Annotated in this window: 18 protein-coding genes; 8 read left to right on the top strand and 10 right to left on the bottom strand. The window is 73.2% G+C overall.

Annotated elements, in window-relative coordinates; all coding sequences use genetic code 11:
• From E1300_RS50630 to E1300_RS38215, 4 genes are all read left to right on the top strand, one after another.
• On the top strand, positions 1–586 hold a 586-nt coding region (locus E1300_RS50630; protein ID WP_165503180.1), incomplete at its 5' end, for an HNH endonuclease signature motif containing protein.
• Between the two features lie 442 nt (positions 587–1,028).
• The gene (locus E1300_RS50625) at positions 1,029–1,187 is read left to right on the top strand and encodes a hypothetical protein (RefSeq protein WP_165503179.1); all 159 of its coding nucleotides are present in this window, start codon (positions 1,029–1,031) and stop codon (positions 1,185–1,187) included.
• 212 nt (positions 1,188–1,399) lie between these two features.
• Entirely contained in the window at positions 1,400–1,960 is a 561-nt protein-coding gene (locus E1300_RS38220) for a dihydrofolate reductase family protein (RefSeq protein ID WP_131762010.1), read from the top strand.
• Between the two features lie 23 nt (positions 1,961–1,983).
• A complete protein-coding gene (locus E1300_RS38215) occupies positions 1,984–2,406 on the top strand; it encodes a hypothetical protein (RefSeq protein ID WP_131762009.1) in 423 nt (140 codons plus the stop codon).
• Between the two features lie 42 nt (positions 2,407–2,448).
• On the opposite strand, the gene E1300_RS38210 is transcribed toward E1300_RS38215, so the two are convergent.
• Positions 2,449–2,946, bottom strand: coding sequence for a hypothetical protein (locus tag E1300_RS38210; RefSeq protein ID WP_131762008.1), 498 nt, complete (start codon positions 2,944–2,946; stop codon positions 2,449–2,451).
• 196 nt (positions 2,947–3,142) lie between these two features.
• Positions 3,143–3,838: a TetR/AcrR family transcriptional regulator gene (locus E1300_RS38205; protein WP_131762007.1), complete on the bottom strand. Its 696-nt coding sequence runs from the start codon at positions 3,836–3,838 to the stop codon at positions 3,143–3,145.
• Positions 3,839–3,925: 87 nt separating this feature from the next.
• Here E1300_RS38205 and E1300_RS38200 point away from each other — a divergent pair, with 87 nt between their 5' ends.
• Together E1300_RS38200 and E1300_RS38195 are read left to right on the top strand one after the other, a co-directional pair.
• Entirely contained in the window at positions 3,926–4,789 is an 864-nt protein-coding gene (locus E1300_RS38200; protein ID WP_131762006.1) for an NmrA family NAD(P)-binding protein, read from the top strand.
• Between the two features lie 102 nt (positions 4,790–4,891).
• Positions 4,892–6,205 carry an MFS transporter gene (locus E1300_RS38195; protein WP_242619655.1) on the top strand — a complete coding sequence of 438 codons (1,314 nt, stop codon included), beginning with the start codon at positions 4,892–4,894 and terminating at the stop codon, positions 6,203–6,205.
• Between the two features lie 25 nt (positions 6,206–6,230).
• Here E1300_RS38195 and E1300_RS38190 read toward each other — a convergent pair whose 3' ends face one another.
• The 3 genes from E1300_RS38190 to E1300_RS38180 form a co-directional block, all read right to left on the bottom strand.
• Positions 6,231–7,025, bottom strand: a complete 795-nt coding sequence (locus E1300_RS38190; RefSeq protein WP_131762005.1) for an enoyl-CoA hydratase/isomerase family protein — start codon at positions 7,023–7,025, stop codon at positions 6,231–6,233.
• Between the two features lie 70 nt (positions 7,026–7,095).
• Positions 7,096–8,052: an alpha/beta hydrolase gene (locus E1300_RS38185; protein ID WP_131762004.1), complete on the bottom strand. Its 957-nt coding sequence runs from the start codon at positions 8,050–8,052 to the stop codon at positions 7,096–7,098.
• 73 nt (positions 8,053–8,125) lie between these two features.
• A complete protein-coding gene (locus E1300_RS38180; RefSeq protein WP_131762003.1) occupies positions 8,126–8,887 on the bottom strand; it encodes a gamma-glutamyl-gamma-aminobutyrate hydrolase family protein in 762 nt (253 codons plus the stop codon).
• Between the two features lie 593 nt (positions 8,888–9,480).
• Here E1300_RS38180 and E1300_RS38175 point away from each other — a divergent pair.
• Entirely contained in the window at positions 9,481–10,683 is a 1,203-nt protein-coding gene (locus tag E1300_RS38175; protein ID WP_131762002.1) for a globin domain-containing protein, read from the top strand.
• Between the two features lie 10 nt (positions 10,684–10,693).
• On the opposite strand, the gene E1300_RS38170 is transcribed toward E1300_RS38175, so the two are convergent.
• Entirely contained in the window at positions 10,694–11,767 is a 1,074-nt protein-coding gene (locus tag E1300_RS38170; protein ID WP_131762001.1) for an MBL fold metallo-hydrolase, read from the bottom strand.
• 108 nt (positions 11,768–11,875) lie between these two features.
• Positions 11,876–12,685 (bottom strand): helix-turn-helix domain-containing protein, encoded by an 810-nt coding sequence (locus E1300_RS38165; protein ID WP_131762011.1) that lies wholly within the window; start codon positions 12,683–12,685, stop codon positions 11,876–11,878.
• A gap of 114 nt (positions 12,686–12,799) precedes the next feature.
• On the opposite strand from E1300_RS38165, the gene E1300_RS38160 reads away from it, so the two are divergent.
• Entirely contained in the window at positions 12,800–13,252 is a 453-nt protein-coding gene (locus tag E1300_RS38160; RefSeq protein WP_131762000.1) for a pyridoxamine 5'-phosphate oxidase family protein, read from the top strand.
• Positions 13,253–13,497: 245 nt separating this feature from the next.
• On the opposite strand, the gene E1300_RS38155 is transcribed toward E1300_RS38160, so the two are convergent.
• The 3 genes from E1300_RS38155 to E1300_RS38145 all read right to left on the bottom strand — a co-directional run.
• On the bottom strand, positions 13,498–14,205 hold the full coding sequence (locus tag E1300_RS38155; protein ID WP_131761999.1) for a TetR/AcrR family transcriptional regulator: 708 nt from the start codon (positions 14,203–14,205) through the stop codon (positions 13,498–13,500).
• 13 nt (positions 14,206–14,218) lie between these two features.
• The gene (locus tag E1300_RS38150; protein WP_165503178.1) at positions 14,219–15,082 is read right to left on the bottom strand and encodes an oxygenase MpaB family protein; all 864 of its coding nucleotides are present in this window, start codon (positions 15,080–15,082) and stop codon (positions 14,219–14,221) included.
• A gap of 84 nt (positions 15,083–15,166) precedes the next feature.
• Positions 15,167–16,835: hydroxysqualene dehydroxylase (locus tag E1300_RS38145; protein ID WP_131761997.1), on the bottom strand; the 1,669-nt coding region annotated here is incomplete at its 5' end.

Raw genomic sequence — 16,835 nt, 5'->3', positions numbered from 1 at the left:
GACCGCAGGCGTCTCACCCCTCCTGCTCGGACGCGGCAACATCCCCCTCTACCTGGGCCACCGCGTCCGCTTCGCCACCCCCGCCCAACGCCAGGTCCTAGAAACCCTCTACCCGACCTGCGCCGTCCAAGGCTGCGAAGTCCCCGGGACGCTCTGCGAGGTAGACCACGTCAACGGCTGGGCTCTCAACGGCAGCCCCACCGACATCGACCAACTAGCCCTGTGCTGCGGCTGGCACAACCGCCACAAACACACGAACCCAGACCAGATCCACATCACCAAGGGGCCAAACGGCCGCTACACCTACCGGCTCGTGCCACCCGACTATCACCGGCGACGCCCACCAGGCGAGCAGCGCAGCCTCATCACGCCCACGCGCCCGGCCACCTCGGCGGAGAACACCGATGACCAGGTCATCGCTGACACAAACTCGTCCGCCACCACCCCATGGGACGACGTCCCGGCCCCGAGCGCGCCGGAAGCGACACCCCACCGCGTCACACCGCGACCCGTGCCGCGCCGCAGGCCCCGACCGATCAGGGCCGAGCGCCCCACCCGAGGCCAGCGCCACACCGCCGCCCCGTAACACCGCTTGGTCGAGCAATCCACCGCTACCTGCTCACCGCCCACCGCCCACCGCCCACCGGCCCCGTTCCCCACCCTCAACTGCCGATGAGAGTGACCGTTTCGGCAAGTGAGAGACGGATGAAGCGGCAGGGACGCGCGGCGATGTCACGACTCCCGCGACGGTTCGGCGGTACACCGACCATGCCATCTACGGACAGCTGTACAGCAGTCCCAGTCCGCCGCAACGGCGTCCTGCCACGCCATGGTCCTCGTAGGGCAATGCCGAGCGGGGCGTAGCGCTGTGCCGCCGCCGCGGCCCAGCCCTCCCGGCAGGGCTCCGAGAGCACCGCCGCCGCCCGGCTCGTGCTGGCGGGCGCTGCCGTCCGAGCCTCAGGCCCTGCTGGTCCCAGTACAGCTGCGCCGCAACGAGACCTTCCCGGGCCTGGCCGCGGCGTTCCGGCGTGGGGCTGGCGACCGCCCACCGCTACGTCACCAAAGTGATCGAGCTGCTCGCCGTGCTGGCACCCGGTCTACGCGCGGCGATGCGCATCGCGGCCCGCAAGCCGTCTGTGATCCTGGACGGCACGCTGGTGCCGATCGACCGGCTCGCAGGCGCCTGACGACCGGCGGTTCTACTCCGGTAAGCATCGGCGGCACGGCGTGAACGTCCAGTTCCTCACCAACCCACAAGGCCGCCTTGCGGTTCGCCTTGGGGTGCTCGGTGAGGTGGCTCGGTCGTGGCTTGTGTGGCCGCGCGGGGGCGGGCCGATGAGTTCTGCCGATCGTGGGAGTCCAATCAGCGGAGCATGGGGTGATCGGTCAGGAGGCATGCATGCGCGAGCTGGTGGTCGACATGTTCAGCACCGTGGACGGGTACGGCGGACCCGGGCCGCGGCCGGAGGCGTACTGGGGCTACGGCGGGCCCGGCCTGTCCGAGTGGGTGGACGCGCAGCTCGCCAAGGACCACGTCATGCTGATGGGCGCGACGACCTACCGGGAGATGGCCGGGATCATCGCGCGCGGCGAGGCTTCCTTCCCTCGGATGGACGAGCTGCCGAAGATCGTCTTCTCTCGCACGCTCGAACCGCCTCTGAGCTGGTCCAACACCACGCTCATCGATGAGCCACTCGAGAGCGCGGTGCCCGCGCTGAAGGCCGAGGCGGACGGGCTGCCGATGCGCACCATCGGCAGCCCGTCCCTGGTGCGCAGTCTCTTCCGGCTCGGTCTGGTCGATCGGCTCCGCGTCATGGTGTTCCCGATGATCCATGGCGACGCCGGCGAGCAGCCCTACTTCGCGGGCCTTCCCGTCCTCGACCTCTCGCTCGTCGGCACCACCGCGATCGACGATCGACTCGTCCTGCTCGACTACCGCGTCGGCCAACCTCGAACGTGATGCCAGAGGGTGATAATCCCGGCATGTCGGTGCGAGTGCGTCGGATCCTAGAGGTCAAGCCTGGGGAGTCATGGCTGGGCATATCGGAGGGGTGCTGGGTCTTCGACGCTCCTCCGGGCCATTCCCGGGTCCGGCTGGCCCGCGCTGCCGTCTGGCTGCTCCCGCTGGTCGAACGTCCGCGGGACGAAGTCGAGGAGCGGGCCCGCGTCAACCTCGTCCCTGGAGACCCTGATCTTCGAGAACCGATACAGACGGTGATCGGGGCCGGTCTGTCGGGCTGGTCTGACTATTGGATGTCTCGCACGCTCGACTGGATGGCAGCCGATGAGGTCGCGGTGTTCGCCGACCAGGTGCATCGAATCGCTCTCATGCCGACGTCCGCGAGCCAGCGGACGCAGCATGCGGCCAAGGCGCTGCTCAAGGCACAGGGGCTCTGGGCGCCGTGAGAACGGTCGACTTCACGCAGCCACGGAATTCGGCGGGTGGGATCAGTCCTCGTCGAAGGCTAGGACGGTGACTGTTATTCCGTTGCCGACGCCGATGACCACTGCGTCGAATACGTGCGGGGTCACCGGTTTCCAGGCGGGGAAGTCGGTGTTGGTCCACCAGCGGGTTCCGTGGCCGAGGAGGCGGAGCAGCGAGCCGAAGACGCTCCTGGCCTTCGTCTCGTCGTAGCGGCCGCGCAGGTGGTAGGCGAGGGTGGACGAGGCGATGCTGATCAGCCTTTGCAGGGCGTCGGCTTCGTCGATTTCGCTGAGTCTGTCGGCGAGATCGTTGGGGCTGTCCAGGACGTTCACGAAATCGTCGGGGTACCGGCCCACGTCGAGGCCGCCGATCAGGCCGAACACTTCGCGGTGCATGCCGTCGACGTCGCCGGGGTTGGCCCAGGCGTGCAGTTCGCCGTTGCCGAGCGGGCCGGGCAGTCCGGCGAGGAGCGCGCGGATGCGGTCGAGGCGGTGGGCGACGGACGGTTGATCGGTGGCCATGTTCGTCAGCGTCGCAAGCCTCGGCCGAGCCGAGCCACTGTTTTGCGGCAATGCCGGGAGACCGGGCCGTACGGGGACCGCCCGATGGGCGACGACCCGGTCCCGCTGTCCCCCATCCTCGCCCTCATCGCGGTTGATGCCACGCTTTGCTCCTTGTCCGCAACCGGCCCGGCCAGGCCCTGAGGCGGCGCAGGGGTCAGTGTTCGGTTGCCCGGTCGAGCCATTCGGCGAGAAGGGTGCGTTCGGCGGCCGTGAGGTTCGGGAGGTCGGGGACGACCGTGCGGAACGCGACGGCGGCCGCGGTGGGGCCGTCCTCGGTGAGGGCGGGCGCGTCGGTCAGGATCGCGTTCGCCACGGCTTCGTACATCGCGTCGGCAAGGCCGAGGTGCCGGTCGTCCGGCGGCATGGCGAGCAGGGCGAGGACGGCGCCGGTGCCCGCGGCGTGGACGAGTTGAACGGCGCGGCGTTCGGTGACGCGGAGGCGGCCGGTCGCCGCGACGCGGTGGACGCGGGTTTCGAGGACCTTGAGGCCGGCGGCCACGGCGGGTGAGCGGGTGCCGCGGGCGGGGTCCGCGAGGAGGCCGAACAGCGCGGGGTTGGCGAGGCCGAAGCCGATGTGCGCGTCCCAGCCGGCGCGCAGGTCGGCGACCGGGTCGCCGTCGGCCCCGGTGAGGGCCTTCCCGGTGACGTAGCCGGCGAAGACGTGCTCGGCGACGGCGTCGAGCAGGCCGTCCTTGTCGCCGAACAGGCGGTAGATCGTCGGGGCCTGGACGCCCGCGGCCTGGGCGACGGCGCGGGTGGTGACCGCGGCCGGGCCCTGCTCGCGCAGGAGCCGCGCCGCGACCTCCACGAGGTTGGTCCGCGTCCCGGCCCTGCCGGTCGTCTCCTGCATGTAATCAACGATAACGCATCTTTGCTAACGTCGTGATTCCAGTGTTAACGTCGAAGTGGTTTCAGTGATAACAGCGGAGGTTCCATCATGATCATCGTTACCGGGGCCACCGGACGGCTCGGCTCCCTGATCGTCGAGCGGCTGCTCGACCGGGTCCCGGCGGAGCGGGTCGGGGTCAGCGTCCGCGACACCGCGCGGGCGGCCGGTCTGGCCGAGCGCGGGGTGCGGGTGCGGCGCGGCGACTTCGCCGATCCCGGGTCCCTCGCCGGAGCGTTCGAGGGGGCCGCGCGGGTGCTCGTCGTTTCGGCGGACGAGGTCGGCGCGGCGGCGGTCACCCGGCACACGGCGGCGATCGACGCTGCCCGGGCCGCGGGCGCGGAGCGCGTCCTGTACACGAGCCACCAGGCCGCGAGCGCGGACTCGCTCTTCGCGCCGATGGTCGACCACGCCGCCACCGAGGCGCACCTCGCCGGGACGGGCACGCCGTACACGGCGTTGCGGAACGGGTTCTACGCCAGCACGATCCCGATGCTTCTGGGGAGGGCCTTGGAGACGGGCGAGCTGGTCGCGCCCGAGGACGGTCCCGTGTCGTGGACGGCGCACGCCGACCTCGCCGAGGCAGCGGCGGCCGTCCTTGCGGGTGAGCACGGTTTCGAGGGTCCGACGCCGCCGCTGACCGGGCCGGACGTGGTCGATCTTGAGGGGGTCGCCGCCGTCCTCACCGAGGTCACCGGGCGCACGGTCAAGCGGGTCGTCGCCGGTGACGAGGAGTGGGCGGCCGGGCTCGTGGAGCACGGGGTGCCCGCGGAGCAGGCGTCGATGCTGGTCGGCATGTTCCGCGCGTCCCGGCGCGGGGAGTTCGCCGTGACCGGTCCGGCGCTGGAGGAAGTGCTGGGACGTCCCGCCACGACGGTCCGCGCGGTGCTGGAAGAGGCCCTCGCCGCGCGCTGAGCGTTCGTCAACGGCACGTCAAGAAAGGCGGATTCCTGTGGACGGGGCGCGGCGCGCGGGTGACGCTCCGTGCTGCGACGGCCCGTTCACAGGAGGTCACCGGTGTCCGCTCCCCGCCCGGCCCGCGTCCCGTGGAGGGCGGTGGTCTGCGGCTCGATCGGCAACATGGTCGAGTGGTACGACTGGTCCGTCTACGCGAGCTTCGCCCCCTACTTCGCGTCGGCGTTCTTCCCAGAGGAGGACGACACCGCGCGGCTGCTCGACACGGCGGGCGTCTTCGCGGTGGGGTTCCTCATGCGGCCGGTCGGGGGCTGGCTGTTCGGCCGCTTCGCCGACCGGCGGGGACGCAAGGCGGCGCTTCCCCTGACCGTGGCGCTGATGTCGGGCGGCGCGCTGCTCATCGCGGTCACGCCGACCTACGCGTCGGTCGGGTACGCCGGCGCGCTGGTGCTGCTGGTGGCGCGGCTGCTCCAGGGGCTGTCGGCGGGCGGTGAGTACGCGGCCGGCGCGACGTACCTGACGGAGGCGGCGCCGCCGGGGCGGCGGGGGCTGGCGTCGAGCTTCCAGTACGTGTCGATGACGGCGGGCCAGCTCGCGGGGCTGGGGTTGCAGATCGCCTTGCAGCGCACGATGCCGGACGAGGCGCTGGAGTCGTACGGGTGGCGGATCCCGTTCGCCGTCGGCGCGGTCGCGGCGGCCGTCGTGTTCTACCTGCGGCGGAACCTGCTGGAGACCGAGGCGTACGGCGAGGAGCACCGGGCGGTGGCCGGGCGCGGGACGATCCGGGAGCTGCTCGCGCACCGGCGGGAGGCCGTCCTCGTCGTCGCGCTGACGATGGGCGGGACGCTCGCGTACTACACGTACACGACGTACCTGACGAAGTACCTGTCGAACACGGCGGGGCTGCCCAGGGCGACCGCGTCGCTGGTGGGCTTCTGCGCGCTGTCGGTGTTCATGCTGCTCCAGCCGCTGGCCGGGGCGCTGTCGGATCGGATCGGCCGGCGCCCGCTGCTGATCGCCTTCGGGATCGGCGGGACGGCCGGGACGGTCCCGCTGATGACGGCGCTCGCGGACGCGCGGGGGTTCGGGAGCGCGCTCGTCCTCTCCCTGGCCGGTCTGGTGATCGTCACCGGGTACACGTCCGTGAGCGCGGTCGTGAAGGCGGAGCTGTTCCCCACGCATGTGCGGGCGCTCGGCGTCGCGCTGCCGTTCGCGGTCGCGGGGGCGGTGTTCGGCGGGACGGCCGAGTACGTGGCGCTCTGGTGCAAGGAGGCCGGTGCCGAGTCCGCCTTCTACTGGTATGTCGCGGGCTGCTCGGGCGTGTCGCTGGTCGTGTACGCGTGCATGCGGGAGACGCGGGACGTGGCCCTGACCCGCGGGGAGGGGGCGGTCGGCGAGGTCGCGGTCCAAGCTTGAGCGCGCGACCACCCCCGACCGCCGGTCAGCCGAAGTCGGGGCGGCGCTTCTCGCGGACGGCCGCGACGCCCTCGCGGACGTCGGGTCCGGTGAAGCCGAAGAACTCCATGGCGAGCGACGCGTCGAAGGTCGGGCCCGCCAGGCGGATCCAGTTGTTCAGCGCGTGCTTGGTGAACGACAGCGCCTCGGCGGGCCCGGCGGCGAGCCGTCCGGCGATCTCCAGGGCGCGGTCGTGGACCTCGGCGTCGTCCACGCAGAGGGAGACCAGCCCGATCCGCTCGGCCTCCTCGCCGGTGAGGACGTCGTTGAGCAGGAGGTAGTACTTGGCCTTGGCGAGACCGCACAGCAGCGGCCAGACGATCGCGGCGTGGTCGCCCGCCGCGACGCCGAGCCGGGTGTGCCCGTCGATGATCTTCGCGGTGCGGCCCGCGACGGAGATGTCGGCCAGCAGCGCGACCGCGAGCCCGGCGCCGACCGCGGGGCCCTGGACGGCGCTGACCACGGGTTTCGAGCAGTTCACGACGTTCATGACGATGTCGCGGGCCTCCCGCATGATCCGGCGGCGCGCGGCGTGGTCGTCCATCATCTCCTCGATCATGGACAGGTCGCCGCCGGCGGAGAACGCGGTGCCCTCGCCGCGCACGACGACGGCGCGGACGTCGTCGTCGGCGTCCACGTCCCGCCAGATCTCGGCGAGCTCGCGGTGGCCGGTGGTGTCGACGGCGTTGAGCTTGCCGGGCGTGCTGATCGTGACGCGCAGCACCCCGGGCCCCGCCGAGTCGATCCTCAGCCGCTCGTACGCCGCGTACCTGTCGCTCATGCCGCGCTCCCGTCGCTCGTCGTCCGCGCGGCAGCGCCGTTCCGGCCGGCGTCGTCGTCCGCGCGGCGGTTCACGCGGCGCTGCCCTCCCGCGTCCGATCACCGAATGCCGTGCGCAATCGTCGCACAGCGAGCTCCATCGCCTCGGCACCGGCGTCGAAGATCTCGGGGAGCAGGAAGAAGGAGTGCACGACGCCGTCGTAGCGGCGCAGCTCGACCGGGACGCCCGCCGCGGCGAGGCGCCGCGCGTACTCCTCGCCCTCGTCCCGCAGGATGTCGTACTCCGCGGTGATCACCGTGGCGGGCGCGGCGCCCGCGAGGTCCGGGGCGCGCAGCGGGGCGAGCCGCGGGTCGGACGGGTCGGCGCCGCCGCGGTACAGGTCCATGAAGCGGGCGAGCGTGTCGGCGTCGAGCCCGTACCCGGAGCCGTAGGCGCGCCAGCTCGGGGTGTCCTTGGCGGTGTCGGTCACGGGGTAGACGAGCAGCTGGTGGGCGAGCGGCAGGCCGCGGTCGCGGGCCAGCAGCGCGACGGCCGCGGCGAGGTTCCCGCCGGCGCTGTCGCCGCCGACCGCGACCGCCCCGGGCAGCGCGCCGTAGCGGCCCGGGTCCCGCGCGACGGAGGCGACGACGGCCCAGGCGTCGTCCACGGCCGCCGGGAACGGGTGCTCGGGGGCCAGCCGGTAGCCGACGTTGAGGACGGCGCATCCGGCGCCCGCGGCCAGCTCGCGGCACGCGGCGTCCACGTTGTCGACGCCGCCGAGCACCCAGCCGCCGCCGTGCAGGTAGACGAGCGCGGGCAGCGGGCCCTCGCCGGGCGGCGCCGGACGGTACAGGCGCACGGGCACCGGGCCGCCGGGGCCGCGCACGGTCAGGTCGCGGACCTCGGGCAGCTCGCGCCGGTCGATGGGGAAGACCGTGCCGATCCTGCGGCGCATCTCCTCGATCCCGGGTTCCGGGCCGTCCTGCGGCAGGACCGTCCAGGACGCGAGCAGTTCCAGGAAGTCCACGGTCTGCGGGTGCAGGGGCATGCGGCGGCCTCCATGGGGGACGGAGCGGAGATCTCCCGGTCCGCGTTCCCCGGAGAGCGGGCGTCAACCCCCGTCAGCGTGTGGCGGCGGCCTCGGCGACGAGGGCCTCGAACAGGCGCTTGTCGTCGCCCTCCTCGGGGTGCCACTGGACGCCGAGCCCGAAGCGGTGGCCCTGGAGTTCGACGGCCTCGACCACCTGGTCCTCGGCCCACGCCACCGCCGAGAGGCCCTTGCCGAGGCGGCTGACCGCCTGGTGGTGGTAGGTGGGGACGTCGGCGGCGTCCCCGAGGATCTTGCCGAGCGTGCTGCCCGCGCTGATCTGCACGCGGTGCGCGGCGAACATGCCGGTCCGGGGGGCGTGGGCGGTGTGCCCGACGGCCTCGGGGAGGTGCTGGATGAGCGCGCCGCCGCGCGCGACGTTCAGGATCTGCATGCCCCGGCAGATCGCGAGGAACGGCAGGTCGGCGTCCACCGCCGCGCGGGCGAGCGCCAGCTCGAACCGGTCGCGCTGCGGCTGCGGGGGCCCGGTCTCGGCGTGCCGCTCGGCGCCGTAGAGGTCGGGGTCGAGGTCGCCGCCGCCCGCGAGGATCAGGCCGTCCAGCCGGGCGGTCAGCAGGTCGAGCCCGCGCAGGCTCGCGGCCGGGGGCAGCAGGACGGGGACGCCGCCCGCCCGCTCGACCGAGCGCACGTAGGGCACCGGCAGCAGCGTCGCCTCGCGCACCCAGATCCCCCAGCGGGCCGGCTCCTGGTAGGCCGTGATGCCGATCAGCGGCGGCGCGCCGGGCGCGGTCGCGGCGGCGTGCGGGGCCGGGGCCCCTCGGGTCGCCTCAGACATGCGTGGTTTCCCCTCTGCTGAGCTCTGGCCGCGGATCGGTTACCGATTTGCGGTGATTGTCCACCTTCGCGTCGTCATCATGGCGCATCACCCGCCCCCGCCGCCCGACCCACCCCCGGCCTTCCTACCAGCCAGCTTGCCCCACGGCCCCGGTCCGCGCAGGCCGAAGCCGGGAGATCGGCCCGCGTCCGGTCCCGGCCGCCCGGACGCGCCGCCCGGCTCCCCCGGCGCCGGCCAGGACGTCCCAGATTCCACACAAAAGCCGAATCTTCCACCCGGGCGTTGATTCGTCCTCCACCCGGGGCGGGCACGCGCGGACCTCCCGCGCCCCGGAATCGGCGGCGATCCCTCCCGGTCCCCCACCCCGCCGATTCAGTACCGATCAGTATTCGTGCTCTTTTCCACCACTTTCGCAGTTACAGATAATTCGGGATCGATTACGTTCCGTGCGATCGATCCGCATCCCGAGCGAACCGGTTGATTACCTGCGCCTTTGAATGCGAGAATCTCAACGAGCCGGACACCGAGTGGCCACGAAAGGGACATCGCGGTGGAACTCCGGCTCCCTGCGAGCCGAGGGGGCGAGCCTGGAAATGCCGACCGATCCCCGCAAACTCAAAGAGACCTTCAGTCGTCTGGAACGCCATTCCGGCGAAGCGGCGGAATATTTCTACGGCCGCCTTTTCGCCGAGGACCCGCGGCTGCGCGCCCTGTTCCCGCCCGCGATGGGCGCCCAGCGCGGACGGCTCCTGCACGCGCTCACCAGGATCGTCTGGAGCCAGGACAGCCCCGCCGACCTGGACGCCTACCTCGCCCGGCTCGGACGCGACCACCGCAAGTACGGGGTCCGCCCCGAGCACTACCCGGCGGTCGGCACCGCGCTGCTCGCGACGCTCCGCGCGTTCGCCGCCGGCTCCTGGAGCCCGGAGGCGGAGGCCGCCTGGGCGGCGGCCTACCGCCGCGCCGCCGACGTCATGATCGAGGCGGCCGAGCGGGACGCCGCCGCCCTCCCGCCCTGGTGGGTCGCCGAGGTCGCCGCGCACGAGCGCCGCGCCGGCGACCTCGCGGTGCTCACCCTGCGCCCCGGCCGGCCGCTGCCGTTCAGCGCCGGCCAGTACGTCACCGTGCAGACCGCCCGCTGGCCGCGCGTGTGGCGGCCCTACTCGATCGCCAACGCCCCCCGCCGGGACGGGACGCTCCGGCTGCACGTCCGGGCCGTCCCGGCGGGCTGGGTGAGCGGCGCCCTGGTCCGGCATACCCGGCCCGGCGACACCGTCCTCCTGGGGCCCGCCCAGGGAGCGATGACGCTCGATCCGGAGTCGGAGCGCGACCTGCTGCTGATCGGGGGCGGCACCGGCCTCGCCCCCGTCAAGGCGCTCGCCGAGCAGGCCGTCCGCTCCGAGACGCGGCGGGAGGTGCGCCTGCTGGTCGGCGCCCGCACCGAGGCCGACCTCTACGACCTGCACGACCTGACGATGCTCGCGGCGGCGCATCCCGCGCTGACCGTCGTGCCCGTGCTCTCCGAGACCCAGCCGCCGCGATCCCGCCCGGCAGGCTCCGCTTTCGCGGACGTCTCGCCGGAGGACGTCCCGTCGGCGGAAGCGATGCGCGGAGACCTGCCGGACGTCCTGGACCGCTTCGACGGATGGGACGAGCACGACGTCTACGTGGCCGGCCCCACCGAGATGATCCGCCGCACGGTGACCGTCCTCCAAGCGCTCGGGGTGCCGTTGACGCGCGTCCATCACGACCTGCTGAAGGCCGAGGACGTCCCCGCGCCCGACGGAGGTTCCTGACGCCGAGCGCTCAGACGAAGTCGGATCCGGCTGGGACCGGCACGGTCCGCCACCGGCACGGCGGAGCGTCGTCGACCGCCGCGACCCGGCCCCGCGACTCCAGCATGACCAGGTGGGCGAGCGTCTCCAGCATCGCCGTGCGGCGCATGAACGGCTGGATCTCCTCCCACGGACGCGACCAGGTCAGCCGCCGGGCGAGATCCCAGGCGGTCGCCCCGCCCGCGCCCGCCGCGGCGACCTCCAGCGCGATCTCGTCCAGCCGGGACGCGTGGTGCTCCGCCAGCGCGCGGGCCCGTTCGGCGAGCCCCGCGAACCGGTACTCGTGCGCGGGCAGGACCTCCTCGGCGTCCAGATCCCGGACCTTGGCGAGCGAGTCGTGGAAGTCGGCGAGGGGGTTGTGCCGCTGCTGCGGATGCACCCCGATCGCCGGGGTGATGCGGGGCAGGACGTGGTCGCCCGACAGCAGCAGCCGCCGGTCGGGCTCGTGAAAGCAGACGTGCCCCGGCGAGTGGCCCGGCGTCCACACCGTCCGCAGGTTCCAGCCCGCGATCGGCACCCGCTCGCCGTCCGCCAGCATGTGCTCCGGATCGGTGTGCCGGACGAGCGGCAGGATCGCCCGGGACGCGTCGGCGAGCGGCCCCGCCTCCTCCTCCGGGACGCCGTGCAGGGCCATCTGCCGCCGGATCGCCTCGATCAGGCCGTCGAAGTCGCGGTAGCGCGCCCGCAGCAGCCTCGCGTCGGCCGGGTGCAGCGCGACCCAGGCGCCGGACGCCTCCCGGACGCGCCCGGCCAGCCCGTAGTGGTCCGGGTGCAGGTGGGTGACCAGCACGGCCCGTACGTCGCCGATCGCGTACCCGGCGGTCCGGAGGCCGCCGCACAGCGCGTCCCACGCCTCGGGGGTGTCCCATCCGGCGTCGACGAGCACGATGCCGTCCGGCACCTCCAGGCCGTAGACGAGGACGTAGCGGAGCGGGTTGTCCGGCAGCGGCACGGGGATGGACCACAGCCCCGGCCGCACCCGCTCCACCGGCGGGAGCACCCGCTCCCGCCACGCCCTGTGCTGCGCGATGCCGGTGATCTCCATCGGCCCTCCACCGGGTCGGCTGACGTCCGGCACAGGTGTCTATCACGCGCCCCGGCCCGCCCGGTCACCCGGGGCGTTCACCAGCCGGCACGTTCACCAGCCGGGCGTTCACCAGCCGGCGCGCTCGCGCAGGAACGCGGTGGTCCGCGCGTCCGCCGGGTAGAACGACTCGATCGCCAGCTCCGCGACCGTGATGTCCACGGGGGTGCCGAACGTCGCGATCGTGCTGAAGAACGACAGCTCCGTGCCCTCCAGCCGCATCCGCAGCGGGACGAACACCTCGTTGCCCGCCGGCGGCGCGATCGCCTCGCCGACGTCGCCGGGGAACGCGCGCAGCTCCCGGTAGAGCTGGGCGAGCGCCGCGTCCGCGGTGAGCGCCACGTGCCGCCGCACCCGGTCGATCATGTGGGCGCGCCACTCGGCGAGGTTGAGGATGTTCCGCGCCATCCCGTCGGGGTGCATGCTGAGCCGCAGGACGTTCAGCGGCGGCTCCAGCAGCTCCGGCGGCGCGCCCTCCATGAACAGGCCCGCCGCGGCGTTGGCGTCGATCAGGTTCCAGAACCGGTCGACGACCACCGCCGGGTACGGCTCGTGCCCGGCGAGCACCTGCCTCAGCGCGGCCCGGACCGAGTCCATCTTCGGCTCCTCGATCGGCGTCTCGTCGAACACCGGCGCGTACCCGGCGGACACGAGCAGCAGGTTGCGGTCGCGCAGCGGGACGTCGAGGTGCTCGGCCAGCCGCAGCACCATCTCCCGGCTGGGCGCGGACCGCCCGGTCTCCACGAAGCTGAGGTGCCGCGTCGACACGTCCGCCTCCGAGGCCAGTTCGAGCTGGCTCATCCTGCGCCGCTGCCGCCACGCCCGCAACTGCTCACCGATCGGTCTCACATCGCTCAACGCCGTCGCCGTCGCCGTCATCGTCGTCACGGCACCGACGCTAGCGGGAACGGGGTCATACCGGCGATTACCTCCCACGTCATGCGCCGCGTCGCGTCCCCGCGTCCTGTCGTACCCGTCTGGCAGGCTTCCGGCATGGCGACCTGGGAGCTGTTCGAGAAGGAGGCGGCCGAGCTGGCCGCGACGGTCCGGCGGCGGTTCGAGAGCGAGAAGACCCACGTCCTCGCCACGCTCCGCAAGGACGGTTCGCCCCGCGTCAGCGGGACGGAGGTCGACTTCCCCGGCCCCGACCTGTCGTTCGGGTCGATGCTGCACGCGGTGAAGGCGCTCGACCTGCGGCGCGACGGCCGCTGCGCGATCCACGCGCACCCGTCCGCCGACGGCGACGCCAAGGTGGCGGGCGTCGCGGTGGAGATCACCGATCCGGCCGAGAAGCGGCGGTACGCCACCGGCGACGAGCCGCCGGGCGACTTCCACTCGTTCCGCCTCGATCTGCGCGAGGCGGTCCTCACCGCCGTCGAGGACGAGCAGCTGGTCATCCGCGTGTGGCGGCCGGGCAGGGGCGTCCGCACGATCCGCCGCACCTGACCACCCGTCCGGCGGCGGCAGCAGGTCGGCTGTGGCCGGTCCGCCGAGGCCGATCGACGGGGACAGCTCGGCGGCGCCCGTCCGGCGGCGCCCGTCCGGCGGGGGCAGGTCGGCGGGGGCAGGTCGGCGGGGGCAGGTCGGCGGCGGCAGGTCGGCGGCGGCAGGTGGGCTGTGGCCGGTCCGCCGAGGCCGGTTCGCGGGGGCGGTCGGCGCGGGCAGGGCGGGTCGGGGCGGGCGGGGCGGTGTCAGTGGATCATGGGGGTGAGGTAGCGGCGGGCGAAGGCGCGGGCGCCGTCGTCGTCCATGGGGATGTGCCCCTCCGGGGTGAGCAGGAGGGAGTGGGTCAGGCGGATCAGGATCTCCGCGACGACCTCGGGGTCGAACGGGCCCGCGTCGCCCTGCCGCTGCGCGGCGCGGAGCCGGCGGGCCAGGTAGCCGCGGGCGGCGGCGAGCAGCGGGCCGGCGCGGCCGGTGGCGTGCGGGAGGAGCAGTTCGGGTTCGAGGACGAGGAGGCGGTTCAGCAGGCGCTGCTCGCGGGCGGCCCGCAGCGTGGCGACGAACCCCTCGACGATCCGCTCCTCCACGGCCGGGTAGCCGGCGACGGCGGCGTCCAGCTCGGCGAAGAACCGCCGGGCCTCGCGCAGCAGCACCCCCGTGACCAGGTCGTTCTTGGTGGGGAAGCGGCGGTAGATGGTCGCGCGGCCGAGCCCGGACGCGCGGGCGACGTCGTCGATCGTGGTGCGGCGCAACCCGAACGTCCCGTACAGCTCCAGCGCGGCGTCGAGGATCCGGTCGGCCTGCGGCCCGGACGCGGCGGGGACGGCGAGCAGGTCGCGGAGCGGCGCCTCGCCTCCCGCAGTGTCTCCCGTAGCGGCTCGCCCAGCGGCTTCCGCAGCGTCTCCCCCGGTGCCTCCCGCGCCGGTTCGCGCTCCGGTGTCCGCTGCGTCGGTCATGATGCGGTCGACACTAGCGGCCCCGCCGGGCGCGGCGCATCGCGCGGGACGCGATCGGCGTGTACCGCAGCGGCTCGACGAGCACGCCGTCGGCCGCGCGCATCATGCGGCAGAACAGCCGGAAGCGGGTCTCGTCGCCGGCCGTCCAGCGCAGCCCGAACCGCTCGCGCAGGACGGGCGGGAGGCAGCCGACGCCGAGCTTGCCGAGCACGCGCGTCGGGGGCAGCGCGATGCCCGACCAGGCGAACACGGGCAGCGGCCAGCGCGGCGGCGGCGGGAGCGGCCGGCGGTCCAGCTCGATGAGCAGCCGGACGGTGGCGTTGTCCTCCAGCCGCTCGTTCACCATCGTGTCGAAGTAGTCGTGGAACGCGGCGGGCGTCGCCGGGATGTGGCGCTCGGTGATCCCCAGCGCTAGAGCGAGCTGGACCCATTCGGCGTACAGGACGCGTTCGCGGTCGGGCGGCACGGGCGTGGCGAAAAGTCGCTGCGCTTGGAGCATGCCGTGCAGCAGGGTGGCGTGCACCCAGAGGTAGGCCTCCGGGTTGAGGGCGTGGTAGCGGCGGCCCTGCGCGTCCACGCCCTTGATGTCCTTGTGGATCTCGCGCAGCCGGGCGGCCTCCCGCCGGCCGCGCTCCTCGCCCCGGTAGCCGAGGAAGTCGATCGTGGACTCGACCGTCCGGAGCAGGCGCCCCCAGCGGTCCTCCAGGAACCCGGAGTGGTCGGCGACGCCGGCTCCGACGACCGGATGCGCGACCTGGAGCAGCAGGGTCGCCCGGCCGCTGAAGGCGCCGCGCCAGTCGCCGGCGTAGCGCCAGATGAGGGAGTCGGGTCCGGGGATGGCCCCGGCGGGCCTCCGCTGCACGTCGAGCTCGGTCATTCGCATCACCTGCTTGAGACGTTGATACACAATTCGTATCAAGATTCGGCGACGGAGGCCAGGGGCGGGCCGGTGGAGCGGGCGTCAGACGGTGTCGAACAGGTTCGGGCGGCCCGCGCGGTACCGCTGGGCGTCGAGCTCCTTCAGACCGTTCAGTTCGGGCGGCTGGTACAGCCTCCACATCGGGACGCGCTCCGCCGGAGAGCCGACCGCGTCCAAGAGCGCGTTGGCGGCGGCGCGCCCGGACTCGTTGGCGCCCTCCATGGTGGCGAGGTCGACGTTCGTCCGGACGTAGTCGCCCGCCATGAACAGGTTCGGGATCCGGGTGCGGGCCTCCGGGCGGTTCGCCCAGCTCCCGACGGTGTTCACCATGAGCGGTTCGTCATTGACGTTGGCGCCGGACGACGCGTCCCACTGGACGGCGGGATCGAGGAACCACGAGTGCAGCAGGTCGTCGGGCAGGACGGACGTGCCGGTGTCCTCCAGGTGGTCCTTCATCTGCGCCCAGCACTCCTTGGCGACCTCCGCCCGGGTGCACTTCTTGGCGGGCTTGCCGTAGAGGATCCCGGGCGTGTCCCAGTCGGAGACGTCCAGGGACAGGCAGTCGGCGACATGGCCGTCGCCGTAGTCGCGGGGGAACTCGCGCTTCCAGAGCCTGCTCTGGAGCACCGCCGTGATCTGCCATGGCGAGTCCATGAAGTTGACCTCCTGGTCGATGCCGCGCGGGCTCCGGCGCAGGTAGAACTGGAGCCCGTTCATCCATTCGGTGTGGAGGTCCTTCAGCTTCTCCAGCGCGGGGTCGAGCGCGAGGACGTCGGCGGACAGCAGCGCCAGGGCGCGTTCCACGGGCATCGCGCAGACGAACCAGTCCGCGGCGGCACTGCGGCGGATGCCCGCCGCGTCCACGACGCGGACGGAGCCGACGCGGCCGCCGGACGTCTCCAGCGCCTCGACGGTCTGCCCGACCTCGAACCGGACGCCGCGTCCGCGCAGGTACCGCACCCATGGGTCGATCCACGCCTCGTTCGTCGGGGCGTTGAGCATGCGGGCGAGGCCGCCGTCGGTGCCGAGGCCGAGTCCCGACAGCAGGAACGCCTCGCCCATCGCGCCGACCGTCCTGGTGCTGGCGACCTTCTCCTTCACGGCGACCAGGCCGCGGGTCAGGAAGCGCGCCACGATCGCCTTGTAGTCCCCCGACCTGCCCTCGGCGCGCACGTACTCCCACCACGGCAGGTGCTCCCACTGGCCGAGGCGCCGCTCGTCGCTGCTGGTCAGGTAGACGATGAAGCGGTTGACGAACAGGGCGAGCTCGGCGGCGGGGAGGGCGGCGACCTGCTCGACGAGCCCGGTCAGGGTCTCTCTCAGCACGTCGAGGTCGAGGCCGCCGCCGCCCGGCGCGAAGATCTGCGGGACGATGATGTCCGACCGGCCGCCGTTGCGCGAGATCCGGGTGGACGCGAGGTCGATCAGGTTGTCGCGGACGCCGGCGGCGTTCCCGGCGACCGGGATGCGGCGCATCGTGTCCGGGACGTTCCGGTAGAAGCCGGGGAAGAAGCGGAACCCGTGCTCGGCCGGCAGGTCCTGCCGGCCGCCGGTGCCGGTGCCCTCGACGGGGAAGCTCCGCGCCTTGCCGCCCAGGGCCTTGCGCTCGAAGACGGTGACGGCGAATCCGCGCTCGGCGAGCTCGTGGGCGGCGGCCAGGCCGGACATGCCGCCGCCCAGCACGGCCACGGTCGGGGCGGCCCGTCCGGCG

The organism is Actinomadura fibrosa (assembly GCF_900659615.1).
Classification (GTDB): Bacteria; Actinomycetota; Actinomycetes; order Streptosporangiales; family Streptosporangiaceae; genus Spirillospora; species Spirillospora fibrosa.
The sequence above is the reverse complement of the archived record's forward strand: the minus strand, read 5'-3'. Positions and strand labels throughout refer to the sequence as shown.